We start from the raw sequence: 26,360 nt of genomic DNA, 5'->3' as shown, positions 1-26,360 counted from the left end.
GCCTACTTCGCAGTCCCGGCAGCGATGGCCTCGGCACCGGCTGTTGCGCAGGCCTCGTCCAGGGCGCCGTCCGGGGCGCCGCCCACACCGACGCCCGCAACGGACACCCCGTTGACCTTGAGCGGCACGCCGCCGGCGAGGAAGAGGGTGCCGGGGAGGTCCGCGATGCTGGGGCCGTTGCCGTTGATGCGCTTGGCCAGCTCGCTGGTGGGCGTACCGAAAGCGGCGGCGGTGTAGGCCTTCTGCTGCGCAGCTTCAATGGTGTGCTCGGCTGCATTGTCGCCGCGGAGCAGCGCCTGCACAGTCCCGAACCTGTCCACCAGTGCCACCGTCACGAACGGCAGCTTGTCCGCCTGGCACTTGGCGAGCGCAGCCTTGACTGCATCTGCTGAGGCACCGGCACTGATCCGGTTCTGTGCCACCACGGTCTCCGGCGCCGGCTGGATATCGACGGCGGGCACGGCTGCGGCCTCGACCGCGGGAACAGCCACAGGTGCAGGCACGGCGTTGGCCGCAGCCGTCAGCCCTCCGGTCAGGAGTAGTGCTCCGGCGGCGGCAGCGGCGGCGATCTTGTTGGACTTCTTCACGGGTTCTCCTTGGACTTGAACATCTGGGGGCTTCCCGGAATCACTTACCGGGGCTGCAAACCATCCTTGTCGTGCCGGACCCCGCCGGCATCGGGCATTGGTCTGCAGCAGCCTCCCCCATCGGGCTGGAGGTATCAGCCAAAAGGCTGAGAGACCAGCAACGACGGGGGCCATAGCATGGTGAGGAGAACTCCTCCATCGGAACCGGACTCCCATGCACTCCTCCCCGCCAGCCCGCCCACTCGGCCGCATTGACGCCGTCGTCCATCTTGGTTTTGCCGTGTTGCTGGTGGCGTCGGCTGTCCGGTACGTGATGCGGCACAGCCCCGCGGACAACCTGTGGGTCTTGGCGCTGGCGGCTGCCGTGTGTTCGCTCTACGCCGTGATCGCCGTGCTGTCGCAACGGCGCCGGCCGTGGGCTGTGTGGATGTTCGTCCTGGTGGCTTTGTGGGCTGTGCTGGTGATCGCTGCACCCAGCTTTGCCTGGTGCTCGTTTGCGCTGTTCTTCCTGTGCCGCACCGCCTTCAGCGGCTGGGTGGCGTACTTGGCGGGAGGCGCGACGGCGGCGGCCACCGCCGTCGGGCTGTTCCGGCTGAGCGGCGGCAGCGATGTTGCCATGCTCCTGGGGCCGTTGGCGGTGGGCGTCATGCTGACGCTGATTTACGACCGGATTGAACAGGACGCCGCGGAGCAGCGCCGCCTCCACGCCGAGGTGTCGCTCGCACAGGGGCGGCTGGCGGCCAGCGAGCGCCGGGCCGGCACCATTGAGGAGCGCGAGCGGGTGTCCCGGGAAATCCACGACACCGTAACGCAGGGACTGGCCAGCAGCCTCCTGCTGCTGGAAGCCGCGAACCGGTCCTGGCCCGCCGAGGCCGCGCGGGAGGACGTGCTCAACGCCAGCGGGATGCTGCGCCGCAACCTTGCGGACACCCGCAGCCTGGTCCACGAACTCGCCTCACCCGGGCTGGACACCGCGCCCCTGCCGGATGCGCTGTTGCAGGCAGCGTCCCAGTACGTTCCGGGCATGCGCCTGCTGGTCACCGGCGAACCGCGGCCCGTCCCGGCCGATGTCCGGCATGCGCTGCTGCGCGTGGTCCAGAGCGCCGCCGCGAACACGCAGCTGCATGCGGGGGCGGCGAACGCCACGGTGACGCTGGGCTTCCTGCCGGGAGCCGTCACCCTGGATGTGTACGACAACGGCGCCGGCTTCGACCCGCAGTCGCTGGCACCTCCGTCGGACGCGGGAGGCTACGGGCTCCGGGCCATGCGCCAGAGGGTGGAACAGCTGGGCGGCGTATTCTCAGTGGAAAGCGGGCCCGGGGAAGGGACGATCGTGGCCGCGCAACTGCCCACAGGGGAGGAACAGTGAGGCCCATTACCGTGCTGCTGGTGGATGACCATCTGGTGGTCCGCAGCGGGCTCAAGGCACTGCTGGGAACGCAGCCGGACATTGAGGTGGTGGCGGAGGCGGCATCCGGGGAGGACGCGCTGGCCCTGACGGAGCAGCTCAGCCCGGACGTGGTGGTAATGGACCTGGCCATGGGCGCGGGGATGGACGGCATCGAGGCCATCAAGCGGCTGCGGCGCCAAAACAGCAGGCAGGCCGTGCTGGTGTTCACCACCTACGATTCGGACGCCGACATTGTCCGGGCCGTCGACGCGGGAGCCATGGGCTACCTGCTCAAGGACGCGGCGCCGGAGGAGATTTTCGCCGCGATACGCGGCGCGGTGCAGGGCAGGAGCGTGATGAGCGCACCGGTGGCCTCGCGGCTCTTCCAGCAGCTGCGGAACCCGGACGAGATCCTGACTCCGCGTGAGGCGGAGCTGCTGAGCCTGCTGACAGAAGGCCTCAGCAACCGGGAGCTCGGCCAGCGGCTGTTCATCTCCGAGGCCACCGTCAAGACCCACCTGGCGCACATCTACGCCAAGCTCGGAGTGGAAACCCGGGCCGCCGCGATCGCCACGGCGATCCGGCGCGAGGGGATGCGCTAGCGGATTCCGGCCGCCCGGAGCCGGGTTTAGACTCAGTCCTAGCCCAGCACTCATTCGAAGGAGTCCCCCCATGCGCGCCACCATCATCCACGGCCCTGGAGACATCAGGGTTGAAGACCGGGACTACCCCACCATCCAGCTGCCCACGGATGTGGTGGTCAAGGTGACGGCATCCTGCGTCTGCGGCTCGGACCTGTGGCCGTACCGCGGCGTCAGGCCGACCCGCCGGCCCTCAGCGATCGGCCACGAATTCGTTGGCGTCGTGGAGAGCGTCGGCGAGTCCGTGACAGAACTCGCCAAAGGTGATTTCGTCATTGCCCCGTTCGTGATCAGCTGCGGCGAATGCCCGCAGTGCCTCAACGGCGTCACCGTTGCCTGCGACCACCTGGCCGGCTGGGGCGGCCGGGACGACACCGGCCACAAGATCGACGGCGGCCAGGGGCAGGCCGTCCGGGTTCCGATGGCCGAGAGCACCCTGGTCAAGGTTCCGGGCGTCAACAAACCGGACGCTGAACTGACCGCCAACCTCCTGACTCTGTCCGACGTCATGGCCACCGGCCACCATGCAGCGCTGGCCGCGAAGGTGGGGCCCGGCCGCACCGTCGTGGTGGTGGGCGACGGCGCCGTCGGGCTTTGCGGTGTCCTTGCGGCCAAACGGCTCGGCGCCGAGCGGATCATTGCCATGTCCCGTCACGCGGACCGGCAGGCGCTGGCCCGGGAATTCGGCGCCACGGACATCGTGGAGGAACGGGGCGACGACGGCGTGGCCAAGGTCCGCGCGCTGCTGGGCGGCGTGCTGGCCGACTCGGTCCTGGAATGCGTGGGCACCAAGGAATCCATGGAGCAGGCCCTGCACTGCGTCCGCCCGGGCGGCGCGCTTGGCTTCGTGGGCGTCCCCACCGGCGGGGGCGAGGTCCCGTTGCGGTACCTGTTCGACTCCAACGTTTCCATCGCCGGCGGTATGGCACCCGCGCGGACCTACATCCCCGAACTGCTGGCGGATGTGCTGGCCGGCACCATCAACCCCGGGCGCGTGTTCGACTCCGTCATGCCATTGGAGGAAGCGCCGGAAGCCTACAAGGCCATGGATGAACGCCGCGCCATCAAGGTGCTGCTCACGCCCTGACCCGGCCGGCGCCTCCGGGTGCAATACTAAGTCTGAGTAGGGACCCGGTCCGCGAACGGTCCGGGTCCTCGCTTTGGTTGCGAACTGGGGGAACTGAATGCAACTTGACACTTTGACCCTCCGGGTTGCCTTCGCCATTGTGGCGTTCACGTTGGCGCTCCTGTTCTATTTCGCTGCCTACCGGAGCACCAGGTCCCCTTACAGCGCCTGGTGGTGCGTGGCCCTGACGTTTTTCCTCGCCGGTTCAGCGGCCTACCTCTTCAACGGAACACCGCACCAGGTGTGGGCCAATCCACTAGGTAACTGCCTGCTCGTTGCCGGCGGAGCATGCGTCTGGGCGGGCGCCCGGTCCCTGCGGGCCGCCCGGCCGCGTGCCTGGCAACTGGCGGCTGGTCCCGCCGTGGTGACGGTGTCATCAGCCCTGGAAAACCCGGGGGCGAACATCTGGGCCGGAGGTGCCGTCTTCCTTGCCCTCATGAGCCTGATGCTGGGCCTGGCGTCGCGCGAACTCTGGCGATTGGAGCCCGGTTACTCCCGGGTCCGGATTCCGCTGGCCATCGCGGCGGCGTTCTTCTCGACGTTCTATTTCTGCCGCCTGATCGTTTACCTGGCGGAAGGTCCGGACGGCCTGGTCTTCATCACCTATTTCGGCTCTGCGGTCACCACCCTGGTGACCATGGTGCTGCTGGTGGTGGTGTCCTTCAGCATGGCGGCGCTCAGCAGCGAACAGCAGACCCGGGCCCTCCGGGCGGTGGCCACCCAGGACGGCCTTACGGGGCTGCTCAACCGGGCGGCATTCCTGGACCTCGCCGCCGAGGAGCTGCTGCGGCTACGGCATACCCGGGCGCACGGCTCACTGGTCCTGGCCGACCTGGACCACTTCAAGGCAGTAAACGATACCTACGGCCACGCGGCCGGCGACGCTGCGCTGCAGTCGTTCGCCTCCGCCTGCAACGAGACGGTTCGTTCAACCGACCTGGTGGGACGCTACGGCGGCGAGGAGTTCATCTTCCTGCTGCCCGGGGTGAGCCCGGACCGGGCAGAGGCCATCACGGCCGAGATCAACAAGCAGCTCCAGGAAGTCCGGGGCCCTGACGGTTCCCGGATGCCCACGGTCAGTTACGGCATCGCACCCATCGGCAAAGGAACGTCCGGCCTTGACGAGCTGATTGCGACGGCGGACGCAGCCTTGTACCGGGCCAAATCGCTCGGCCGCAACCGCACGGTCCGAGGAATCCACAGTCCCTAGTCCGCCCAGGCCGTAATCCGCGAAGTAGGGCATTTCTCCCCTTTGCACTCCCCCGCAGCAGGGTCTAGCGTGATCCGCATCAGCATCCACCGCCGTCGAGGAGCCGTCATGGCCGGTTTTGTGCAGATCATCGAATTCCAGACCTCCCGCATCGAGGAGATAGAGCAGCTGGGCCGGCCGTCCAGATCCGAGGGAAGTTCGCCGGCCACGTTCCGCCGCATTGTGGCCACGGCGGACCGGGACCGCCCCGGGACCTACTTCACCATCGTCGACTTCGATTCCTATGAATCGGCGATGGAGAATTCCAACCGGCCGGAAACGTCGGAATTCGCCGCGAAGATGGCGGCACTGTGCGACGGTCCGCTGGTCTTCCGCAACCTGGACGTCATGTGGGAGGACACCGGAGAGGGTTCGGACAACGGCTAGGAGCCGGACATGGCCCACGTAAGCCCCGCTCCAAAGCCGGTCAGCCGCGGCGGGAACAGCCTTGTGGTTGATCTTGGCCAGCTGGCATCGGGATCGCTGGCGCTGGTGGGCGGCAAGGCCCTGAACCTCGGCAAACTCGCCGCCGCCGGTTTTCCGGTGCCGGCGGGATTCTGCCTGACAACAACGGGCTACCGGATGGCCGCGCCCGCGGAACTGGACTCCATCGCCGCCTGCCTGGACGGGGCTCCCGGGATGCCGGACGGCCAGCGGGACGGGTTGGCGCGGCAAGCCCGCGAGGCGATGGCCGCAGCGCCGGTTCCGCCCGACGTCGAGGCCGCCGTCCGCGGAGCCTATGCCGCGATGGGCAACGTTCCGGTGGCGGTCCGGTCTTCCGCCACCGCTGAGGACCTGCCCTTTGCCAGCTTCGCTGGGCAGCAGGACTCTTTCATGGACGTTGTCGGTGCCGACGCCGTCGTCCAGGCCGTCCGGCGCTGCTGGGCGTCGCTGTGGACTGACCGTGCGGTGGCCTACCGGACAGCGAACGGGATCAGCAACCGCGGGGCGAGCCTCGCCGTCGTCGTCCAACACATGGTCGACGCCGGCACGGCAGGCGTGCTGTTCACCGCCAACCCGGTGACGGGCACGCGGACCGAGAGCGTCATCGATTCCAGCCCCGGGCCGGGACAGGCGGTGGTGTCCGGCGCCGTAAATCCGGACCACTTCGTGGTGGACACGGCCACAGCGCGGATCCTGAAGGGGCCGCAGGGCACCGGGACCAGTTTGGACCCGGCCCAGGTGCGCGAACTGACATCGCTCGGTGGCGCCGCCCAGCGGCTGTTTGGTGCACCCCAGGACGTGGAATGGGTGATCGACGCCGGCGGCAAGGCGTGGCTGACCCAGTCGCGGCCCATCACCACGCTGTACCCGCTGCCGGAGGACGAATCACTTGGCGGGCCCGGCGGTGCGGCCGGCGCAGCGGGCGGGGACACCCGGGTCTACCTGTGCGGCACGCTGCTCCAGGGACTAACCCGCCCCCTCACTCCCATGGGCCTCTCCGTGCTGGGCCTCATGAGGAACAGCAAGGGGCCATGGAAATACGTGAACCCGGGTTTGCGGATGTACGTTGACCTGACTCCTGTCGTCCGCAACAAATCCGGCCGCAAGGCCCTGCTGAGGTTGCTGCCGCTGGCTGACGGGAGGTCGGCCGCGGTCTTCCCCTCGCTGCTGGAGGACCCGCGGTTCAGCATCGTCCGGCCGGCCAGCAGGAAGCCGGGCCGGAAGCGCGCGCAGCGCCGCGCCGGGACAGAGGCAAAAGGCACTGCGGGAACCCAGAGCCTGGGCCTGATGGCGGGGCTCCTTCCGGCCATGGTGAGGACACTCCTGTGGCCGGACGCAGAACTGCGCCGGGCACGGCGCTACCAGGACCGCCTCGAAGCCCAGCTTGCGCTCCCCCTGCCGGCGACTCCGGCGCGGCGGCTGCAGCACGCGGAGAACGTCCTGGGAAGCACGGTCAACGGGATCATCCAGTCCACGATGCCGGCCCCCTCCGTGGGATACCTGATGCTGGCCGCGGCCCGCAGGCTGTTGCGCGGGATAGCGAAACCCCGCGAGCTGGAGGCGGTCCTGCGCGGGCTTCCCCACAATGTGACCACAATTATGGACCTGGAACTGTGGCAGCTGGCGGTGTCGTTTGGCCGGGACCCGGAGGCCCGCAGGGTGTTCACGGAGCTGGGGCCGGACGAGCTGACGGCGCTCTACATAGCGGGCACCCTGCCAGGCGTTGCGCAGCACGGATTGCGAAGGTTCCTGTCCAAGTACGGCCACCGGGCCGTGGCGGAAATAGACCTGGGGATGCCGCGGTGGGCCGAGGAACCGGGCCACCTGCTCGGGATGATCTCGAACTATCTCCGGGTGGAAGATCCGGAACAGGCACCGGACCGCCAGTTTGCCCGCGCCGCCGATCACGCGGAAGCCCGGGTCAGCGAGCTCGTGGAACGGGCGGCGGCCAGGAGCCGGCTGCGGGGGCGGCTGGTGGCGCTGTGCCTGCGCCGGGCAAGGCAGCTGTCCGGCCTGCGGGAACTGCCCAAGTTCTACATCGTGATGGTGCTGGCGGAGATGCACCGGCAGCTCACTGCCGTCGGCGAGGAACTGACGCGGACCGGCACCATCGCGGCAGCCGGCGACGTCTTCTTCCTGGACTTTGAAGAACTGCGTGTTGCCCTCCGCGGTGCGGACCTGAAGGAAGTGGTCGCCGTCCGCCGTCGGATGTACGACGTCGAATTGCGGCGGCGGCGCGTTCCGCGCCTTTTGCTCTCGGACGGCACCGACGTCGAGGCCGCCATGATGGCGGCGGCCGCCGCCCTACCACAGCCGGCTGCTGCGGACCGCCTTTCGGGGACTCCGGCCTCGGCCGGCACCGCCACCGGGAAGGTCAGGGTGGTCATGGATCCGGTGGGTGCCCACGTGGAACCCGGCGAAATTCTGGTGGCCCCCTCCACTGACCCCGGATGGACGCCGCTCTTCCTCACCGCGGGTGCGCTGGTGATGGAGATGGGCGGCGTCATTTCCCATGGCGCGGTGGTGGCCCGGGAGTACGGCATTCCCGCCGTCGTGGGTGTTGCCGACGCCACTGCGCGGCTCCAGGACGGGCAGACCGTCACTGTGGACGGCGCGGCCGGAACCGTCACATGGTGATGGATGACGCGACTCTGAGGGATGCGGAGATCCGCGACTGGAACTGGGCAGTCCTTCCCAAAGGCTCGGTGAGCACCCGTTTCGCGGCACCGAGCGGGAGCCTTGCCATGGTGGCCTTGGGCAAGCCGCAGAATCCGCGGGTAGTGCTGGTTCCCGGTGCCACGGGTTCCAAAGAGGATTTCGCCGTGATGATGCCGGAGCTTTCCGAAGCCGGGTTCTATGTGCTGAGTTACGACCTGGCCGGCCAGTACGAATCGGCAGGTGCCGGGCCGGAGAACCTCGTCCCGCCCCGCAGGCATTACGACTACGAGCTCTTCGTGAACGATTTCATCGCCGTCCTCGAGTCGGGCGAAGTTCCTGCCCATGTGGTGGGGTACTCCTTTGCCGCCATCGTGGCGCAGATTGCCTATTCGAAGCGCCCGGAGCTGTTCCGCAGCTTTACCCTCCTAAGCTGCCCGCCCCTGACTGGGCAGTGCTTCCGGGGAATCAGCGGGTTCGGGCGGTTCACCGGCTGGGCTAACGGCCGGGTGGGTGCTGCGCTGATGATCTGGGGCATCCGCCGGAACGTCAACAAGGTCTCCCCCAACCGGCTTCGGTTTGTCCGGAACCGGTTCAGGTTTACGCGGCGCCAGTCCGTGCGCGACATCTACGAGTTGATGAAGAATGTCCCCGACCTGCGGCAGACGCTTGCGTCCGCGACTGTGCCGAAATTCGTGGCCGTGGGCGAGCATGATCTCTGGCCGCTGAGCCTGCACCGGCAGTTCGCACAGTCTATTGGCGCCCGAATTTCGGTGTACCGGGGCGGGCACAGCCCCTCGGAAACGTCACCGCATCAGTTCGGCCGGGACCTGCTTGCCATGTACGCCGATGGCAGCTGAGCGGGACATATAGTGTCGCAAGGGCACTTATACCCTTGCAAGCAGGGCGTCGGCCCCGTACGTTGGGGACAGCGGGGGACGTTCTCCGCTCTGCGGGCCGACGTGTCTGCAGAGAGAATCAGAGTCACATAAAGGAATGCAGCCATGGCAACAGGCACAGTTAAATGGTTCAACGCCGAAAAGGGTTTTGGCTTCATTGCCCCCGATGACGGATCAGCTGACGTTTTCGCCCACTACTCGGCGATCGCAACCAGCGGTTACCGTTCACTGGATGAAAACCAGAAGGTCGAATTCGATGTGACCCAGGGTCCGAAGGGCCCTCAGGCAGAGAACATCCGCCCTCTCTAAAGGCTTAGGGTAACGGTTACGGCATCTAGCCGGACCACCCTGCACCAACAACAGCCCCTCCGAACCATTCCGGTCCGGAGGGGCTGTTGCGTTGGAGACTCCGGCTAGCGGGCCGCTCCCGGCTTATGGCGGGCGCGCTGCACCGCCCGGTACACCGTGGACCTGGCCACGGAAAAGAGTTCTGCAAGTTCCCCAGTGGTGTGCTCCCCGGCGTCGTGCAGTTTGACCAAATGGGATCGTGCACCGGAGACAGCGTCGGTGTCTTGCCTTTCAGGCGGCCCTTGGCTTTGGCGCTCCTCATGCCCTCGCGGGTGCGTGCCCGGATCAGGTCGCCCTCGAATTCGGCCACCATGGCCAGGACGTTGAACAGCAGCTTTCCAACGGGGTCCGTGGGGTCGTGCACCGATCCGCCGATGCTGAGTTTCACGTTCCGCTGGGCGAGCTCGTCGACGATTTCGTGGGCATCCCGAACGGACCTGGCGAGGCGGTCCAACTTGGTAACCACGAACGTGTCACCGTCCCGGCAGGCCGCCATCGCTTCCCGGAGGCCCGGACGGTTCCGGTCGGTGCCGGTCAGCCCGTGGTCCACGTAGATCCGGTCCGCGGTGATCCCCATAGCTGACAATGCGTCGCGCTGCGCCGTTAGGTCCTGCTGCTCCGTGGACACCCGCGCGTAGCCGACCAGCAAAGCGGTCATGCGCAACAGTGTGCCACGCGTCCTTTTGGTGGACCAGATATGCCACCATCACCGGGCAGTTCAGCGGACGGGTCTTACGGTGGGGGTGCCCGGGCAAAGTTGCGTTTGTGCTGGTGAGGGGCGGGGTGGTCCGGAGGAGGACCGCCTTACGGACGGCTTGTACGGGCGGGTATGCGAGAAATGTTTCGCTGTGTTTCGTGGGGTGGTCGGTCCGCACGGGTGCCCGGAAGGGTACCTCGGCATTGGAGAGCTTTCGGCTTCCGTCGTCCGAGGATCTAAGGGGCCGCGTCTGGCCCTCTCAAATTGCTTCAGCCGGGGCCGGAATTTGGTCACTTCCCAGAGACCACGACGAAGACCGGCCGTCGCTGCACCGGCAACGGCCACGAAAATTCCCCGAATAGGTAGCACCGTTGGACAAATGCGATGTGAACGGTTGCTTAGCGCGAGCAAAGGTAGTTGGGTGCTTACATGCAAAGTCGAGCTATTCGCGCGGTATTCGTCGTCGTATTTGTTGCAAGCGTCGTTGTGGCCCTAATCGCGTTGCTAATGGGAAGACCAGACACGCTATGGGCGCCCGGCATCTCGCTGATCGTGTCAGCGGGACTCCTAATTTCCCTGTCCAGGCAGAAACGATAACTCGACGTACTTACCTGTGAGGCTGGACTTATCGAAGGCCAGGTGTCAGGGTTCAGCTCACGATCCCCAAACTGGACGGAAATGCCCCAAAGACTGCCGGTCGTGCAAGAATCGCGGCATGGATGAGGATGAGCGGCAGACGAGGCAAGAATTGATGATCGTCGAGGCTCTGGTGCAGGCGATGGATCGGCGGGACGAGGTCTTCGAGGTGATTGAGGATTCAGAGGACGTGGACGAAGCAAGGCGTCGGGTGGATAAGCTGTTGGGTGTTGGAGAGCTGGGCAGCCGGTTTGTCCTCGACCTGCAGGCTAGAAGATTCACCCGAGACCAGCGTCAGGCCATCGCTGCCCGTGCAGAAGAACTTAGATCAAAGTTGCCCGATGGGCGCTGAACTGGTCGCGTGCGATCGACGACAGGTCAGATGCCCGGTAAAGGTCGCTATCGCTCTGCGCGACCAATTCCTGGCAACAATTAGCCCCACTCGTTGAATGACCAGTTTTCGTCCCGCTCAGGGTTGCCACAATGAAAACCGCGTGACTGTTCGTTTCTTCTGCGCCCTCCGCTAGTGTCTCGGTATGGCTGATTTGAGGAAGCGTCGTCTGAGACTCATTGTGGGAACGGTCCTCATCTTTGTTGCTATTTCACTTTCCGGAGCGTTAATTGGCAAGGCGCTCGGCTGGTCGCCAATTGCGACCACTGCCGTAACCACAGTGATCGCAGTTCCTTTGGCTCTTGCAATGATGGACCGAATCAAAAAGCTCAAATAGGCCTGCAGTGTCCGGGTCTGGGTTGGGCTTCCTGGACGAAGAGATCTCAACGGAGATACCGGCAACCGAGGGTCAGCCGATCGCTACGGTTTCACCTGGGTCAGAGTGCCCGCCCGCGTCGGTCCCAATCAGCTCTCTTGGCCTCTTCCTCTTCCCAGAAACGGCCGCCATGAGGACGAACGTACGAAAGGAACCCAAGGGAAGCCACGCCCAGGATCAACCCAGCGAGCGATAGGTAATCCCCCAGATCCCAAACAGTCCCCACGGCCATATTTCGGACGACCATCACCAACTGCAGCGCGGACCAGAGCGACCACAGGACAAACTGAACGCGAAAGCCGCCGCGGGTCATCTTGGGTTGCAAGCTCTTGGGCCGCTCAGCCTCGCTCATGTGCTGAGGCTAGAATCCGCGTCAATATTTGGGAACAACTAAGGCTCACTATGGGCTCACCCTGCCCGTTCATTGTCGCTTTCACTCTGCTCGTCGTGAGCCGCCTGGTTCGTCTCCACCCGTCGGCGGAGCCCATTTTCGGCCCGTTCAGGGTTCGGCTGATGACGAATCAGCCTAGAGACCCAACCCATAGCCCGGATGGCCGGATTCCGCCCATCGCCCATCCTTTCCGTACGGATCATCTGCTTGGCGCGTGGTCAGGTGGCCGTCGGTGTGGCACTGACCGATGACTTGCCCCTCCGTGCTGGTCTGTACAACGACTACCGGCTCAGGGAGACTGACGCCATGCGCAAACTGACCTTCGGCATGAACCTGAGCCTGGACGGCTACATCGCAGCGCCCGGCGACAACCTCGGCTGGAGCGTACCGAGCGACGAGCTGTTCCAATGGTGGTCAGACCGGGTGGGGACGACGGGCCTGGCGCTATATGGGCGCAAACTGTGGGAGACGATGAGCTCGCACTGGCCGACCGCGGACCAGCAGCCTGGCGCCACAAGGGCGCAGATCGAGTTCGCCCGCCGTTGGCGGGACATGCCGAAGGTGGTGTTCTCCTCGACGACCAGCACGGTCGACTGGAATACCCGCCTGGTCACCGGCGACGCGGTCACCGAAATCACCCGGCTCAAGGCTGACGACGGCGGCCCCATGGACATCGGCGGTGCCACACTCGCCGCGGCGGCCATGCGGGCAGGGCTGATCGACGAGTACGCGATCGTCACCCATCCGGTCCTGGTGGGCGGCGGCACGCCGTTCTTCACAGCCCTCGACAACTGGGTGAACCTGAGCCTGGTGGAAACCCTGACATTTCCTGGCAGTGTTCTCCTTAGCAGGTACGAGACCAGGCGCTGAGTGCCCGATGTCGAATCAGCGCGGGCGTCAATCCACCCAAGGATCCGGTGGCGCTGTGCTCCGAGGCGATCGTGATTAGGACCAGTGCCGTGGCTGCTGCTGCGCCCGAACTGGCGGACATTGTCCAATCGTTTCTAATTGCCGAGACCACGAGGGAGAAAGGGGCAGGCGGTCTTGCGCCGTCAGGGTGCCTCGGTTCTACAATCGCCCATGGAGACTCTTCGATTCAGCGTGGATGTCGACGCTCCTGCGCAGCACGTCTGGACCGTCATGCTCGACCTCGACACTTACCGCGAATGGACGGGCGTCTTCCACGAGGGATCGACCTACGAGGGCGGCTGGAACGAGGGCGACGAGATCCGCTTCCTCGGCCCGAACGACGACGGCACGGCGAGTGGTCTCTTCGGCACCATCGTCGAGAATCGGCCCCACGAGTTCGTGTTGATCCGCTATCTCGGCGATATCCAGAACGATGTCGAGAACCGCGAAGGGCCCGCCGTCGGGCTGCACGAGAGCTACTCGTTCAGCGAGACCGACGGGGTGACGACTCTCGTCGTCGAGCTCGAGGTGCCCGACGAGTGGGCCGACGACATGCGCGGCATGTGGTCGGAGGCGATCGTCACGATCAAACAGCTGGCAGAGCGGGCCTAGGTCGACGAAATCCTAACGCGGTCAGGAGCGGGCGACAGCCCCGACAGCATTGTGACGGTAGCTTTCCAATGAGCTGCTCATTTTCTTGCCACTTCCGGTCCCCTCGCAGGCCAGCCACCTATTCGCCTGGTCAGGGTTGATTTACTGCTCAGCTCGTTGACTTGCTGTGTCCCCACTTCGAACCCAGCGAGGGCTGCCGAAGCGAGAGCTTCCGCGCTCCCGATAAGGACGAGCACTGTCAGGCCTACGTTTCGCAGCATCTGGCCATAGCGTTAGGCCGTGCCGCCATCCCCACCTTTGCCTCACTGATACAGTTCTGGACGGAATACCCGTTCTGAACAAATCCGATGTATGGGTTCATTGAACGGGAAGTACTACGCTTCATTTTGTGGTCTCCCGTTCCGCTCACGACAAGCCGCCCCGATACGCATTCGCATGTTCGTCAGCGAACTCTCGATTGGCCCTTACGGCTGGCTCCAGATCCTCAACTTCGTCCTAACCGGTGCGTTGATGCTGGTGTTCGGCACTGGGCAGGGCATCGGAGTCAGCCTGATGGCCTCTGGACCCCTATTCTCCTCACACTGGGCGTCGGCATGCTCAAAATCAGCCAGCCTGGTCACGTTCATGGCCTGGATATTCGCGGTCGCATCCCGATTACGCAACTCTGAACGGCCCGCAAATCGGCTCGACGGAGCGTGAATGACAAGAGCGGCGAGGAAGAGCCTGCGTGAGGACAGCTAGCCTCAACGGGCACGACCTGGGCGAACTTCGAGACCGGCTTCTAGGCCGTGTTGGAACCGGTCTGAGCCTTCTACATCACGAAGTAGGCAACGGCCAGCACGAGTGAGCTGACGGTAAGAATGGGATGCAGGTAGTCGGGGGCTCCTCCCGAAACTCCCTGGGACGCTACAGCCGGCGAACCGTGCAATGAGCGAAAGAGCCGAGTCTCGTCAGTTGATGATTTCGCCCCGTTCGTCGGCACGGAGCGCTGCCAGGCGTTCCTTCCACGCCTGTAGTTCCCCGGGCGCGAGCCGTGTCCAGTCGGTGACTTCGCCGACGACCCTGAGCGGCGCACTGCTTCGATATGACCGGGTCGGGTTTCCGGGGAACTTCTTGTCAGTCACGTTCGGGTCGTCCTCGAATGCCCCGGTTGGCTGGACGGTGTAAACCCGCGGGGCGCCCTCACCTGCCGCGAGTTCCGCAGCGAGTCCAGCCCCGTTCGGAAGGGCTGTGAAGTAGATGTGATTCATCACGACTTCGGGACGGTAGTTCGACCTGAAGCCCGCCTGAAGGAGATCACCGGCACGGAGGTCGGCTTTCGTGCCGTGGAAGAACGGACCCTCGTCCTGCGGCTGGTTCACACCTAACATCCTAAACCGACGGCATCGCCGAACGGGCTCCGGCCCGGCAGACGATCACCGCTCATGATCTCTTGTTCTTCGATGCTCGTCTTCAAACATCGGGCCAGGAAGACAGCTTGGATCCTGCGAGACGTGGGTGGATTCCCACCGATCCCGGGACAGGCCAGCACGGCGGGCGTCTTCGCAATCCTGGCCTGCAAGCCGACGCGCCCGTAAGCCGATCGGCATGCGGGCATTGATCTGGCATAGCCGGGGTGCTCGATTTCTTGCGTGCCGTTCCCCGGCTCTCAATGACTCCCGGTCCTTGTTCAGTCGAGTCCCGGCTCGCCACTGGAGCTAATCGGTGCGCCTTGGTACCTTCGACGCATGGCCATCAAGCTTGAGAACGTTGGTATCGCCGTTCGCGACCTCGAAGCAGCAATCGCTTTTTTCACCGATCTCGGGCTCACGGTCGTCGGCCGTGATACGGTCAGCGGCGAGTGGACCGACACTGCCGTCGGGCTTGATGGCAACCACGCCAAAATTGCGATGCTCCAGACTCCAGACGGTCATGGTCAGCTTGAGCTCTTCGAGTACATCCACCCCAAAGCGATCGAATCGAACCCAACTCGCCCCAACGACATAGGCATGCACCGCGTGGCCTTCTCGGTCGACGACATTGACAAAGCCCTTGAGGCAGCTGCGAAGCACGGATGCCATCCGCTGCGCGGCGTGGCGACCTACCGCGACGAATACAAACTGACGTACCTCCGCGGTCCCAGCGGAATCCTCGTGATGCTTGCCGAGAAACTGAAGAAGGACTGACACCCGGACCTGACATCGTTCCGATCATCGCCGCCTGGGGCCAGCCTCGTCATGAAGCTCGAGGAAGAGCCCCCCATTGTCCCGGCGCAATTTTCACCCCGGCGCGTACGCACAGCCTCAGGGGACCGCGTAACCAGTGCTCCGCCGATAGTTGCCGTCAACTATCCACAACCAAATTCGCATCCCTTGCTGTCCGGGCCGCCCGCGAGGCACCATCAAGGCATGACCAAATACCTTATCTCCTTCCCCAGCGAAGCCATGGTGCTCACCGACGAGGATTTCCCTATCGTCTCCGCCGAAGCCCACGCCGTGATCGAGGAGGCGAAGGCCGCGGGCGTCTACGTATTCGGCGGTGGAATCGATGAGGAAGTCGATCCCGTACTGGTCACCGCCGACGGGTCGGTGAGCAACGAGATTTATCCGGGCTCCGAACTCAGGGGCGGGTTCACCGTGCTGGAATTGCCGACGCGCGAGGACGCGGTCGGGTGGGCGAGGAAGATCGCGGTGGCCTGCCGTTGCTCGCAGGAGCTCCGCGAGTTCATGTACGACCCGGAAAGCTAGCTGCACACGCTTTCGGCAACCGGCTTGATACCGGTTGCGCACCGCGTCGGGTGCCTGATAGCTTTCCGGTAATCGTGATCAATCGGCAGGAGGTGAGACCCATGAACGCAGTATCCACAGTGGGCGCTCCCTTGCAGTCCACGATCGCGCGACTGAAGTAGTCGTCACCGGGAGCGCCCGAGAGGCAATTCGCGGAAGGCGACTCCCATGCACAGAACACAATTTAAACCTCTGCACCTAACCTCGGCCACGGCCTCCGAGCGGGCCTTGGTCCTCGGGGGTGGCGGATCGACAGGCAACGCGTGGCTGATCGGCGTCATTGCCGGCCTGTCTGATGCCGGGCTGGATGTGACCGAGGCCGATCTGATCATCGGGACGTCGGCCGGATCGACGGCCGCGGCCCAGATAACCGGCGAGAGCCCGGCCAAGCTGCTTGCCGACATCCTTTCCGGGGCAGCGCCCCAGCAACGGACTGGTCCGGCAGGATCCGACGGCAGGCGCGTTCCCACTGGCCCGGCGGCGAATCATATGGAGAGAACGAGCCGAATCATCGCCGCCGCTGAGGATGCGGCCGACATGCGCCGCAGAATGGGTGCGGCGGCACTCGACCTGGACTCGGCGTCGGACGTCTCCGGACAAACGCGGTGGCGCGGGACTGTCGCCTCCCGCCTTCCCAGCCAGCACTGGCCGGAGCAACCGTTGCTCATCACGGCGGTCAATGCCCATACCGGTGAACCGGTTGTGTTCGACCGCCACAGTGGGGTCGACCTCGCGGACGCCGTGGCCGCCAGCTGTGCCAGTGGCTTCGCCTACAGGATCGCAGACACCGGATATATCGACGGCGGCTATCGCCGATCCAGCGAGAACGCCGATCTGGCAGCCGGATATGCGCGCGTGCTGGTGCTGTCCCCATTTAGCGGCATGTCACGGGCACCGCTGGAGTGGGGCATGCATCTTGCAGCGCAGGTCGACGAACTACGCGCCCGCGGCAGCAGAGTCGAAACAATCTTCCCGGACAGCAACTCCGCGCACATGTTCGGCGCCAATGCGATGGATCTGTCGCTGCGTCCCCCGGCTGCTCGAGCTGGTTACGACCAAGGCACAGCCCTTGCCAAGCAGCTCACCGAATTCTGGCACTGACGCCCGCGGCACCAGTCCGTTCGGAAGGATGGACGACCCTTGCTCCTTCCGAGGAGCCAATGTTCGGCACCGTCACGGTTCGGGAAGTGGCTATGCCTGGGCGGTGCCGTTGTACTCTTCGTCAGTGATGTGCTCGCCCCAGGTGGTGGTCGTGGCCGGGTCGTCACCGCTCTCCAGCATGGCGATATGCTCCATGAAACAGCCGGGGGCTGCGGCGTGCCAGTGTTCTTCGCCGGGCGGCGTGTACAGGGTCTGCCCGGGGTGGACTTCGATGATGGTCCCGTCACGGCCACCAAACCGGGCGACGCCCTGGGTGACGCGAAGGTACTGTCCGCGGGCGTGCGAATGCCAGGCAGTTCGAGCACCGGGTGCGAAGCGGACGGTTGCGACGACCATCCGCTGGTCGCCTTCATGGGGCAGCGCGATGGGATCCAGCCACACATCGCCCGCGAACTGCTCGGGCGGGTTCTTGCCGGTGGGGTTGGTGGGTTCGATGTTCATGCATTGTCCCTTGTTTTTGGTGGTCATTTCGGTCGCCGCCCGGCTCATGGGCGCTCCCTGCCAACCACGCTACGGCCGCATTCAGAACCGAGGGAGACCCTGTCAGTACCACCTATTCGCAGGTCCTCCCTTGTGACTCAACCGATGGTTCACCCAACACTCACGCAAGGCGCTGGGGGTGCGCCTGATCAACCCGGCGCAGGAGGCTCACGGCAGCGAGCTGTTCGGAAACGTAGAACACGAAGGGCGGTATGTCACCGGTCCTGGCCAGGATGGCGCCTGAGCCGAGCGCGGCGAGGCCTACGGCCGCGGCTTCTTTCCCCCTGCCGGGCAGGAAAACCAGGGCACCGCATAGCGACCCCAGGGCGAGCACGTGCAGCCATGAGTAGGCAAGGAACGGCCACCCGGGTAGGCGGCGTTCGGCGAACCGCTCAAGATCCGAGGCACGTAATGCGAGCTGGGATACAAACAAAGGAGCCCCTGCGGCGAGCGCAACGGCGGCGGCGGTGGCAAAGACCCTCGGTTTTCCCGGGGGAAGGGCAAGAGCCACCCGAGCGAAGGCCGCAGGCACGGCCGCGGTGCCCGCCGCGGCGATGTGCTGCCCGACAACCCATGAACGCTTCCCCCGGCGGAGCATCTCGAGCCGTCGAGCCGAGTCAGGCTCTGTGTACACGCCCGGAACCGGGCTGATACCGGCCAGCCAGACGCCGGCCGAGACAAGGACCGCCGCCGCCGGCCGCCTGACGCCTTCCAAGTCCACGCTGGACATTCCATTCCCCTTCCTGCTCCCCGTTTTAGGCCAAGAATGGGGCAAAGAGCTGTCCATGGCAAGGGCCGAACCTCCGCGGATGCGCGACCCCTCTGCCGCATAATCGGGCGGCACAATCAGGATCCCGGGCCGACGTCGGGGGAAGTGAGGATGACGAGTTGCCCGGTGGCGCGGGTCATCGCGACATAGCGGTCCACAGCCCCTTCGATGCCGGTGCCGAACGTCTCCGGGTCGATGAGGACCACCAGGTCGAACTCCAGTCCCTTCGACAGCTCCGGGGTCAGGGACCGGACGCGTGCGGACGCCCGGGACGTACTGCGCCCGGTGTCGCTCGAGCCGATCACGCAGGCAACCCCGTCCGCATGCGCGGCGAGCCAGCCGGCGAGGGTCGAGTCCAGCTCCGACGTGGAGCCGTGGACCACCGGGATTCCGCTGCTGCGGATGGAGACGGGCACGTTGGCGTCCGGGATCACGGCCCGGACGACCGGTTCGGCTTCCGCCATGACCTCCGCCGGCGTTCGGTAGTTGATGCTGAGGGTGGCCAGGTCCACGTCAATCATTCCGACGCGGCGAAGCCGTTCCGGCCACGATTCCGTGAAGCCGCGCCTGGCCTGGGCGCGGTCCCCGACGACAGTGAAACTCCGGGACGGGCAGCGGAGCAGGAGCATCTGCCACTCCGCGTCGGTCAGCTCCTGCGCTTCGTCGACGACGATGTGGGCGAACGGGCCTGCGAGCAGGTCGGGGTCTGTGCCCTGCAGGGCGTCCACATTGGCCAGCTTGTCCTGCATATCCTGCCCGCGGAGCATCGACATCACCAGCAGTTCGGAATCGTCTGCGGCGATCAGATCGTCAACCACCCGGTCCATGAGCTCACGCTCTGCAGCCAGGACGGCGTCCTGCCGACGCTTGCGCCGTGACGCCCCGGGGTCGCCGAGCCGTTGCCGGGCCGCGTCCAGGAACGGCACGTCGGACACGGTCCAGGCCTTGGGGTCCCGGCGCTGCAACATGGTGACATCGTCCGGGCCCAGCCAGGGTGCACACATGCGCAGGTAGGCTGGCACTGTCCAGAGGTCGCCGACAACGTCGGTGTAGCGGAGCAGCGGCCAGGCCCTGCTGAATGCGCCGATCAGCTCCGCGTTCTGCGCCAGCGCCCTGCGGAGCACGTCCTCCGGGACGTCGCCGTCGTCGTGCTTGTCTATGAGGATTCTGAGCAGCTCCTCCCAGACCTCGTCGCGTGCCTCATTGTGGGGTGTCCCCGGCGCGGCCGACTCGAACGCCTCGGCCCATTCGTCAGCGCTGAGCCAGACGTCGGCCCACGGCGTCCCGACCTCCATTCCCTTTGCGGGAGGTTCCTCATAGAACCTGACGGCACGCTCGATCACTTTCACCATGTCCGCCGACGACTTCAGGAGGGCCACCTTCGGGTCGGTTTCGACCCCTGCGGTCGCGCCCTCGGGGACGAGGTCCCGCAGGGTGCACGTCTGCACGCCCTCCTCGCCGAGACTGGGAAGGACATCGGCCACGTAGGCCAGGTAGGGCCGGTGCGGACCGATAAACAGGACACTGCTCTGCCGGTGACTTCCCCGGTGGCCGATGCGCGGGTCGGAGTAAAGGAGGTAGGCGGCGCGGTGCAGGGCGACGACGGTTTTACCCGTACCCGGACCGCCGTCGACAACCAGGGCACCGCGGGACGACGCCCGGATGATGGCGTCCTGGTCCGCCTGGATCGTGCCGAGAACGTCCTGCATCCGGGCAGAGCGGCTGCTTCCCAGGCTGGCGATGAAGGCGGACAGGTCCTCGAGGGCGGCATGTCCTTCAAGCCCGTCCGGCGTGAATACTTCGTCCCAGTAGTCGCTGATCCGGCCGCGGGTCCAACGGTATCTGCGGCGGGCCGCCAGGCCCATCGGGTTGGCGTACGTCGCTCCAAAGAACGGCTCAGCGGCAGGCGAACGCCAGTCGACAAGCAGCCGGCTGCCCCCGGTGTCCGTAAGACCGAGCCGCCCGATGTAAACGGGCTCCCGGGTGTCCGCGGTGACGATGCGTCCGAGGCACAGGTCCAGACCGAAGCGGCGCAGGGCACGCAGGCGCGAGGTCAGCCGACGGACCTCCACGTCCCGCTCCATCGCCTCCTGGCCCAGGCGGCCGGGTGCCTTCCGCGCGGCGTCCAGACGGCCGGCCAGATCGGCGATGGACTGTTCCAAGCTCTCCGCGATGGCCTCGAAGTGCCGTTCATCGCCGGCGATGAGCGCCGGGTCCGCCTTGGGCGCCAGATGGCGGGGAAGGTTGAATGCACTGGTGGCCAGGGGCACGTCAGCTCCTTTCCGGGTCGGGTATGTGGGGGCAAAGCCAGGTCCCCACTTTGGCCCTCAATTCTGCGCCACCTCCCGGGCCTTGCGGCAAGCCCCCCGGTGTGCCATAGATTGAAAGTAGGGAGGAGAGTGTGTTGGCTTGAGGGATGAGCGCACATACCGCACCCGAGACCGTTCCCATCCACGGAAAGATCTGTCGGTAGCTGCCAGCGAAGGTCAGGGCCTGCGGAGGAAGTCCCGCACTGCCCCGACGTACTCCGAGGTCCGGGTTGCCATGACCCCGTGGCCCGCACCCGCGAAAAGCCGAACCTCAGCCGCGGGATAGAGCGCACGGAGGGCTGCACGCGCCCGGGGTGGGAATGCTTCGTCCCGCTCGGATTCGATCAGCAGCACCGGCGCCGGCGGTGTGCCGGAGGCGGGCACCCCCTGCACCGCTTCGGCCGGCAGATGCGCGAAGTCGTTCATCTCCCTCAGCGCGGACAGCAGGTCCTCCTTGCCCAGCCGGCTAAGGATGTCCCGCAGCAGTGCGGTCCAGAACTTCGAGTCCTCGTTCGCGGCCGGGACAAACCAGCGGCGCCAATTCCAGCCTGTCAGGAAACGCACGGCGTCTTCCGGAAGGACGGCAAGGAAACGGATCAGGAGCGGGAGCACCGGGAGAGGCGCCGCGGCCGGACCCCCGGTGTTCGCCAGCACGAGGCGGCGCACGCGTCCGGGATGCCGGCGGGCGAAGACCTGCGCCACGAACCCGCCGAATGACGAGCCCAGCAGATCCGCCTGTTTGACCCCCTCCGCGTCGAGGATCGCCGCCAGGCCGTCCGCCAGGCCGACGATGCCGGCGCCGGCGGGGTAGGCCGGCGCAAGGACGCGGAAGTCCCGCTCCAGCGCTTCGATCAGCAGCAGGTACATGTCCGGCACCCTGGTCCCGCCCGAGGGCAGAAGCAGCACCTGCTCCCCCGAGCCGCCGGCGAGGTAGCGCCAGCGCACGCCACCGACGTCGAGCGTGCGGTACCGGTGGCCGGAACGGAAAGCGGCTAGTTTGGCGTCCAGAACCGAAGCGGAAAGCCGTGCTTCCCCGGGGCGGTGGGACGCACGGCGGGGCGGCGTCGCCGGAGCGCTTTCGCTCCTCGCCGGGGGTGGCGGACGTTCTTCGAGGAAACGGCCGACGACGGCGTCGTACTCGGTCGGGTGGGTGACCGACGCCCAGTGGCCGCCTTGTCCGAAAACGTGGGCCCTGGCGCCGGGATAGGTGGCCAGCAATGCTTCGCGTTCGCGCGGCGTGAACCCGCGGTCGTCGGACGCAGCAATCAGCAGCACGTCCTCTGGACGCTCGAAGCTCGATGCGGCGGCGTAGGTATCCGGATGCGCCGCCAGATCCAAGAGCACTGCCAGCCGCGCGAGGGCCGATTCCTTGGTGTGTGCTGCGAAGAGGTCTTCGGTGTAGGCGCCGAGGAAAGCACGCTCGTCCTCTTCGGCACCTTCGAGAAGGCGCGCGATCCTGGGACGGTAGAAAGCAGCGAGGGCGGCCTTGGGCAACACCGAGAACAACCGGACAAAGGCGCCCACCAGGCGCGTGTGGCCAGGGGTGTAGAGGCCGAACCCGGAAAGGACGAGCTTGTCCACCCGCTGCGGAAAGCGCCGGGCGAAGGCGTGGGCTACCCCGGCACCCAGGGAGTGGCCGAAAACGTTTGCGGACGGGATGCCCTCGGCGTCGAGAACGGCCGCGACCCCTGCGAGGAGTTCTGCCATTGTCCGTACCGCGGGATAGGAGGGGGCGATTACCCGGAAGCGTGGTTCGAAGTTCGTGATCGTGCGGAACGCGGACTCGCCAAATGAGAAGCCCCCGCCCAGGACGAGCAGTGCAGGCCTGCCATCCTCGGCCGCCGGCGCCAGTCCCGAGATGTACTTCCATTCGACGCCGCCGACACTCAGCGATCGGTACGGATGGGTGGTCCGGAACGCCCGCAACTCGGCATACCCGTCCATGGATCCTCCCGCCGGATGGCCTGATAGCAGGGAGCCTACGCCGCCGGTTCCGGGCAGCGCAAGGGACGATGCGCGCCCGCCAAGGACCCCGGGCTCGTCCACTCGATAGCTATTTAAGAAAGTTGTAGCGTGTTAGTTGCGAAGGTCCGTCTGTCCCCCATAGGCGGACCTTCGTTGTGCGCCGAACCCGCTCAGCAGATTCTGTTCAGAACGCCGAGGCGACCAGCGCGATCAGGGCCGGCACAGTAGCCGCGAGCGTTCCGGGAATGCTGTCCCCCTTCTTCGGGTAGTGACCCAAGGCATCCGCCAGTGCCATGGTGGCGCCGCCCAGGACCATGTAGGCGCAGCAGTAGGTGACCAGCGTCCGGCCCACCACCGCGCTCCCAGTATTCAGGGCCACCAGTCCCGCAATGACCCCCAGGGCTATCAGGAGGTTCCGGAAGCCAACGGGAATGGCCCACATCATGACGGCCCGGACGTTTTCGGCCGGGGTGCTCAGGAACTTTTGCACTGCGGGGCGGCGCAGGAAGAAGGCCTCGAGCGGAAACACCGCGATATAGATCAGGGCCTCAAGCAAGGCGAACAGCTGGGCAACTGCGTTCATGCTCGAAGCGTACGTCGCGGGCCGCGGCCTTTCCCATCCCCGGCGGAGGGGTTCCGCCAGGGTCCGGACAATCCCCCGATCAGGGGATTGCAGTCCGCCGCCGGCGGCGGATACTGGAAACATGTGGGCAGATGGCGTAGAGCGGGCCCGGCAGGAGATCGCCGCGATGGCGGCCACCGGCATGGGCGTGGCTGAGCTGCACACCGCAGCGCTCGCCGTCGTGCATGAAACAGTACCTTTTCAGCAGGCTTGCTGGGCCGGCGTCGACCCCGCAACCCTGATCATGACCTCGATTACCAACTGGCCGCCCTGGCCGACGCCCGACGAATACGGCGTGCGCTTCGCCGAGACTGAGTACGCCGGCACGGAGCCGAACCCCTTCGCGCAGCTCACCCGGCGGCCGATGCCGGCCGCCCGGCTGTCCGACGTACCGCACCGCGACGTGGTCAGGAGCGTGCGGCTCAACGACTTACTCCGCCCGCAGGGCCTGGAGCACGAACTGCGTGCGGTATTCCGGACCGATGACGTGTGCTGGGCCGTGGGCGGCCTTTTCCGTGAGGCGGGGCCGGACTTCACTGACCGGGAAGTGGATTTCCTGAGTTCCATCGGAGCGACACTGGCCGCGGCCACCCGGGTGGCGGTGCGCGTGGAGCGGCGCGCGTTGCGCGGACCGGATGGTCCCGTGATTGTCCTGGTGGGACCGCGCGGTGGGTTGCGTGCCGCCACGCCGGCCGCCGCTACCTGGCTGGCGGAACTGGAAGACCGGGCTCCCGGCCGTTTCGGCATGACCCTGTATTCCGTGGTGGGCGCCGCAAAGGCTGCTGCTTCCGGGACGGCCCGCATGAGGATGCGCGACGCCGGGGACCACTGGGTGGTGCTGCAGGCCAGCCGGCTCATCACCGGAGACGACCCTGGACAGATGGTGGTCACGGTGGAACCCGCCGCCACGCACGAAATGGTGGCCCTCCTGCTCGCCGCCTACGGCGCCACGCCCCGGGAGCGGGACGTCTGCCTCGAGGTGGTCGCCGGCTCGGCCACGACGGAAATCGCGGACCACCTGTACATCTCGCCGCATACAGTGCACGACCACCTGAAATCACTCTTTGAAAAGGTGGGAGTCGGGAGCCGCGGCGAACTGGTGGCCAGGCTGCTCGGCTGAGGCCCAACCGAGAGCTGGCGGGTGGCGCCTACGTCAGTGATTCAACAGACGTGCCGCGGCCTTGCAGGAGCATCTTCCGGCCGTTGCCGCCGTCAGCCCAGACCCAGAGAACCGATCCGTCGTCGGTGGAGTCATCCACCACACCGGTGCCTGTCACGTGCCCATCGGCGAAGCGGACGTGTTCGCCGGTCCGGAACCGCGGGTGCTTGGTCCTCTTCCGGGACGCCCTGACAGGCGGGAGGCCTCGGCTCCCGGATGCTCCGCCGGTAGCCGGGATGTCTTGGTCATTGCTCATCGTTGCTCTCCTGGGATCGAAACCGGGGAGACCCCCGGTGAGCTGCACCGACCCACTGAAGAGAGAGCCGGCATCAGCTGACGCCAGCTCATTACGACCCTGCCTGCTGCTCTCAGGTCACGTGACGCGCACGTAGTGGTTGCCAGCGTAGCCGCGCCCCGGGTATCTGCAACAACTCCCGCCGAGGAACCGGATTGTGACTGGCACCGGCGGGCACGGCGAGCTGTTCACGCAGCAAACGCTCCACTACGCCGTCGACGCTTTCGCCGAAGTATGCGCCGGGAAATACGTGCCGCCGTCCCCACAAGCTAACACCCGGTGGGCTATCGCTCCAGCTTTGCCTGCTCCGATGTCCAGCCCTGCTGGTGAAAGCGCTCGAACCCGTCCAGGAGGAGGTCCAGCGCGAACTCGAACTCGAACTGGTCGTCGCAACCCTGCGCCACCACGGACCCGTCGTCGTGTTCTGCCGCCATGGCGACCTGCAGAATGTTCGGATACCGCTTTGCCATCTCCTGGAGCATGGCCGCCTGCATCTCCGGTGCCAGGTCAGGCGGTGCAGCGTTGGCGGAATCGTCGAACAATTCCTGGGTAAAACCCCACATCCGGCTGCCGAGTGCATGCATCACATGATGGGTGAGATCCACGGAGAAACCCCCGGCCAGGAACATCCCGATGAACGAATCCATATAGCCGAGTACCGCCGGCGTCCTGGTGGTGCGGGATTCAAGCACCTGGCGGGCCCACGGATGCCGCAGCAAGGTCCTCCTCGCGGAGAGCACCCTCAGCCGTACCGCGTTCTTCCAGCCGGCACCGCTGACGGGAGGATCGATTTCGGCAACAACCACGTCCACCATGCCGTCGAGAAGTTCCTCCTTGTTGGCGACGTGCTTGTACAGCGCCATCGGCACAACGCCAAGCTCCTGCGCCAGCCTCCTCATGCTGAGTGATTCGATACCCGCCTCGTCGGCCAGAACGACGGCGGCAGTCAGGACGCGGTCCCGGTTCAGCGGAATCCGGCGCGTGGCTTCAGCCTGCTGCGTCATCTGGTCACCTTCTCGAGCCGATTCTTGTCACCGAGTGTACTACGTACACCCGGGCCCGAAGATGCCGAAAGGGCGGCGGGACCGAGGTCCCGCCGCCCTTTCGGTTCAAGTCAACAATGCAGGGCGCGAACGCCTCCGCACGTCAGTGCAGAACGTCAGTTCTGGGTGATGGTGACCGGGCCGTCGGTGTCAGTGCAGACCACAGACTCGGTGCTCGTGGCGTCGACAGCCTCGCCCAGAACGGCGACAGGCCCGACTTCCACGCCACAAATCTGTGCCGTCACGTCAGCTGCAACACCCACGTTAACGTCCTTGAGGATCGTCACGTCACCGACGGTCACGTTCACGAGGCCGTCATTTACGGTGCTGTTGTCCGCGGCCAGAGAAGGCGCCGCGGCCATCCCCACCAGGAAAAGCGATCCGGCAACGGCGGTAGTGGCTTTCTTCATAACTGACATGTTTCGCTCCCTCGATTGTGAT

27 protein-coding genes and 1 pseudogene are annotated in these 26,360 nt (G+C 65.8%); 16 read left to right on the top strand and 12 right to left on the bottom strand.

Going from position 1 to position 26,360, the window contains the following annotated elements; genetic code table 11:
* Positions 1 to 2: 2 nt before the first annotated feature.
* Positions 3 to 587: a heme-binding protein gene (locus ACFVWT_RS16725; RefSeq protein ID WP_390249741.1), complete on the bottom strand. Its 585-nt coding sequence runs from the start codon at positions 585 to 587 to the stop codon at positions 3 to 5.
* A gap of 214 nt (positions 588 to 801) precedes the next feature.
* On the opposite strand from ACFVWT_RS16725, the gene ACFVWT_RS16720 reads away from it, so the two are divergent.
* The 8 genes from ACFVWT_RS16720 to ACFVWT_RS16685 all read left to right on the top strand — a co-directional run bounded on the left by ACFVWT_RS16720 (position 802) and on the right by ACFVWT_RS16685 (position 9,300).
* Entirely contained in the window at positions 802 to 1,956 is a 1,155-nt protein-coding gene (locus tag ACFVWT_RS16720) for a sensor histidine kinase (protein WP_390249739.1), read from the top strand.
* Positions 1,953 to 2,579, top strand: coding sequence for a response regulator (locus ACFVWT_RS16715; protein ID WP_390249737.1), 627 nt, complete (start codon positions 1,953 to 1,955; stop codon positions 2,577 to 2,579). Before ACFVWT_RS16720 ends, ACFVWT_RS16715 begins: the two co-directional genes overlap by 4 nt.
* Positions 2,580 to 2,649: 70 nt before the next feature.
* Positions 2,650 to 3,705 (top strand): zinc-dependent alcohol dehydrogenase family protein, encoded by a 1,056-nt coding sequence (locus tag ACFVWT_RS16710; RefSeq protein WP_390249735.1) that lies wholly within the window; start codon positions 2,650 to 2,652, stop codon positions 3,703 to 3,705.
* Between the two features lie 97 nt (positions 3,706 to 3,802).
* Positions 3,803 to 4,954 (top strand): GGDEF domain-containing protein, encoded by a 1,152-nt coding sequence (locus ACFVWT_RS16705; protein WP_390249733.1) that lies wholly within the window; start codon positions 3,803 to 3,805, stop codon positions 4,952 to 4,954.
* Positions 4,955 to 5,023: 69 nt separating this feature from the next.
* Positions 5,024 to 5,380, top strand: coding sequence for a hypothetical protein (locus tag ACFVWT_RS16700; protein ID WP_390249731.1), 357 nt, complete (start codon positions 5,024 to 5,026; stop codon positions 5,378 to 5,380).
* Between the two features lie 9 nt (positions 5,381 to 5,389).
* Positions 5,390 to 8,074: a PEP/pyruvate-binding domain-containing protein gene (locus tag ACFVWT_RS16695; protein ID WP_390249729.1), complete on the top strand. Its 2,685-nt coding sequence runs from the start codon at positions 5,390 to 5,392 to the stop codon at positions 8,072 to 8,074.
* Positions 8,074 to 8,952 carry an alpha/beta fold hydrolase gene (locus ACFVWT_RS16690; protein WP_390249834.1) on the top strand — a complete coding sequence of 293 codons (879 nt, stop codon included), beginning with the start codon at positions 8,074 to 8,076 and terminating at the stop codon, positions 8,950 to 8,952. The genes ACFVWT_RS16695 and ACFVWT_RS16690 overlap by 1 nt, the downstream gene beginning before the upstream one ends.
* A 144-nt stretch (positions 8,953 to 9,096) precedes the next feature.
* On the top strand, positions 9,097 to 9,300 hold the full coding sequence (locus ACFVWT_RS16685; protein ID WP_009357211.1) for a cold-shock protein: 204 nt from the start codon (positions 9,097 to 9,099) through the stop codon (positions 9,298 to 9,300).
* Positions 9,301 to 9,404: 104 nt separating this feature from the next.
* On the opposite strand, the pseudogene ACFVWT_RS16680 reads toward ACFVWT_RS16685, so the two are convergent.
* Positions 9,405 to 9,997, bottom strand: a pseudogene (locus ACFVWT_RS16680) (recombinase family protein).
* Between the two features lie 754 nt (positions 9,998 to 10,751).
* Here ACFVWT_RS16680 and ACFVWT_RS16675 point away from each other — a divergent pair.
* Positions 10,752 to 11,024 (top strand): DNA gyrase subunit A, encoded by a 273-nt coding sequence (locus ACFVWT_RS16675; RefSeq protein WP_390249727.1) that lies wholly within the window; start codon positions 10,752 to 10,754, stop codon positions 11,022 to 11,024.
* Positions 11,025 to 11,208: 184 nt separating this feature from the next.
* Positions 11,209 to 11,400, top strand: a complete 192-nt coding sequence (locus ACFVWT_RS16670) for a hypothetical protein (RefSeq protein ID WP_309978965.1) — start codon at positions 11,209 to 11,211, stop codon at positions 11,398 to 11,400.
* A gap of 100 nt (positions 11,401 to 11,500) precedes the next feature.
* Here ACFVWT_RS16670 and ACFVWT_RS16665 read toward each other — a convergent pair whose 3' ends face one another.
* Positions 11,501 to 11,791, bottom strand: a complete 291-nt coding sequence (locus tag ACFVWT_RS16665) for a hypothetical protein (protein ID WP_390249725.1) — start codon at positions 11,789 to 11,791, stop codon at positions 11,501 to 11,503.
* 345 nt (positions 11,792 to 12,136) lie between these two features.
* Between ACFVWT_RS16665 and ACFVWT_RS16660 the strand changes: the two genes are divergently transcribed.
* Both ACFVWT_RS16660 and ACFVWT_RS16655 read left to right on the top strand, forming a co-directional pair.
* Positions 12,137 to 12,700 (top strand): dihydrofolate reductase family protein, encoded by a 564-nt coding sequence (locus ACFVWT_RS16660; RefSeq protein WP_390249832.1) that lies wholly within the window; start codon positions 12,137 to 12,139, stop codon positions 12,698 to 12,700.
* A 231-nt stretch (positions 12,701 to 12,931) separates the two neighbouring features.
* Complete coding sequence (locus ACFVWT_RS16655) at positions 12,932 to 13,351, top strand: SRPBCC domain-containing protein (RefSeq protein WP_390249723.1); 420 nt, start codon at positions 12,932 to 12,934, stop codon at positions 13,349 to 13,351.
* Positions 13,352 to 14,301: 950 nt separating this feature from the next.
* Here the strand turns inward: ACFVWT_RS16655 and arr are convergent.
* Positions 14,302 to 14,721, bottom strand: coding sequence for an NAD(+)--rifampin ADP-ribosyltransferase (arr, locus tag ACFVWT_RS16650; protein WP_390249721.1), 420 nt, complete (start codon positions 14,719 to 14,721; stop codon positions 14,302 to 14,304).
* Positions 14,722 to 15,078: 357 nt separating this feature from the next.
* Between arr and ACFVWT_RS16645 the strand changes: the two genes are divergently transcribed.
* The 3 genes from ACFVWT_RS16645 (at position 15,079) to ACFVWT_RS16635 (ending at position 17,217) form a co-directional block, all read left to right on the top strand.
* The gene (locus ACFVWT_RS16645) at positions 15,079 to 15,516 is read left to right on the top strand and encodes a VOC family protein (protein ID WP_390249719.1); all 438 of its coding nucleotides are present in this window, start codon (positions 15,079 to 15,081) and stop codon (positions 15,514 to 15,516) included.
* 222 nt (positions 15,517 to 15,738) lie between these two features.
* On the top strand, positions 15,739 to 16,077 hold the full coding sequence (locus tag ACFVWT_RS16640; RefSeq protein ID WP_390249717.1) for a YciI family protein: 339 nt from the start codon (positions 15,739 to 15,741) through the stop codon (positions 16,075 to 16,077).
* A gap of 207 nt (positions 16,078 to 16,284) precedes the next feature.
* The gene (locus ACFVWT_RS16635) at positions 16,285 to 17,217 is read left to right on the top strand and encodes a patatin-like phospholipase family protein (RefSeq protein WP_390249715.1); all 933 of its coding nucleotides are present in this window, start codon (positions 16,285 to 16,287) and stop codon (positions 17,215 to 17,217) included.
* Positions 17,218 to 17,307: 90 nt separating this feature from the next.
* Here ACFVWT_RS16635 and ACFVWT_RS16630 read toward each other — a convergent pair whose 3' ends face one another.
* The 5 genes from ACFVWT_RS16630 to ACFVWT_RS16610 form a co-directional block, all read right to left on the bottom strand.
* On the bottom strand, positions 17,308 to 17,718 hold the full coding sequence (locus tag ACFVWT_RS16630) for a cupin domain-containing protein (protein ID WP_390249713.1): 411 nt from the start codon (positions 17,716 to 17,718) through the stop codon (positions 17,308 to 17,310).
* A 160-nt stretch (positions 17,719 to 17,878) separates the two neighbouring features.
* Complete coding sequence (locus ACFVWT_RS16625) at positions 17,879 to 18,487, bottom strand: hypothetical protein (protein ID WP_390249711.1); 609 nt, start codon at positions 18,485 to 18,487, stop codon at positions 17,879 to 17,881.
* A gap of 116 nt (positions 18,488 to 18,603) precedes the next feature.
* Positions 18,604 to 20,796 carry an RNA polymerase recycling motor ATPase HelR gene (helR, locus tag ACFVWT_RS16620; RefSeq protein WP_390249709.1) on the bottom strand — a complete coding sequence of 731 codons (2,193 nt, stop codon included), beginning with the start codon at positions 20,794 to 20,796 and terminating at the stop codon, positions 18,604 to 18,606.
* Between the two features lie 216 nt (positions 20,797 to 21,012).
* Complete coding sequence (locus ACFVWT_RS16615; RefSeq protein ID WP_390249706.1) at positions 21,013 to 22,779, bottom strand: alpha/beta fold hydrolase; 1,767 nt, start codon at positions 22,777 to 22,779, stop codon at positions 21,013 to 21,015.
* Between the two features lie 205 nt (positions 22,780 to 22,984).
* Complete coding sequence (locus tag ACFVWT_RS16610) at positions 22,985 to 23,383, bottom strand: DUF1304 domain-containing protein (RefSeq protein WP_390249704.1); 399 nt, start codon at positions 23,381 to 23,383, stop codon at positions 22,985 to 22,987.
* Between the two features lie 121 nt (positions 23,384 to 23,504).
* Here ACFVWT_RS16610 and ACFVWT_RS16605 point away from each other — a divergent pair, with 121 nt between their 5' ends.
* The gene (locus ACFVWT_RS16605) at positions 23,505 to 24,542 is read left to right on the top strand and encodes a helix-turn-helix transcriptional regulator (protein ID WP_390249702.1); all 1,038 of its coding nucleotides are present in this window, start codon (positions 23,505 to 23,507) and stop codon (positions 24,540 to 24,542) included.
* Positions 24,543 to 24,570: 28 nt separating this feature from the next.
* Here the strand turns inward: ACFVWT_RS16605 and ACFVWT_RS16600 are convergent, their stop codons facing one another.
* The 3 genes from ACFVWT_RS16600 to ACFVWT_RS16590 form a co-directional block, all read right to left on the bottom strand.
* Entirely contained in the window at positions 24,571 to 24,837 is a 267-nt protein-coding gene (locus tag ACFVWT_RS16600) for a hypothetical protein (RefSeq protein ID WP_390249700.1), read from the bottom strand.
* Between the two features lie 323 nt (positions 24,838 to 25,160).
* Positions 25,161 to 25,880 (bottom strand): TetR/AcrR family transcriptional regulator, encoded by a 720-nt coding sequence (locus tag ACFVWT_RS16595; protein ID WP_390249698.1) that lies wholly within the window; start codon positions 25,878 to 25,880, stop codon positions 25,161 to 25,163.
* 155 nt (positions 25,881 to 26,035) lie between these two features.
* Positions 26,036 to 26,338 (bottom strand): hypothetical protein, encoded by a 303-nt coding sequence (locus ACFVWT_RS16590; RefSeq protein WP_390249696.1) that lies wholly within the window; start codon positions 26,336 to 26,338, stop codon positions 26,036 to 26,038.
* Between the last annotated feature and the right edge of the window lie 22 nt (positions 26,339 to 26,360).

The sequence above is a fragment of the Arthrobacter sp. NPDC058288 genome (assembly GCF_042880995.1).
GTDB lineage: Bacteria > Actinomycetota > Actinomycetes > Actinomycetales > Micrococcaceae > Arthrobacter.
Note: the sequence above shows the minus strand (reverse complement) of the source record. Positions and strands in the feature narration are given on the sequence as shown.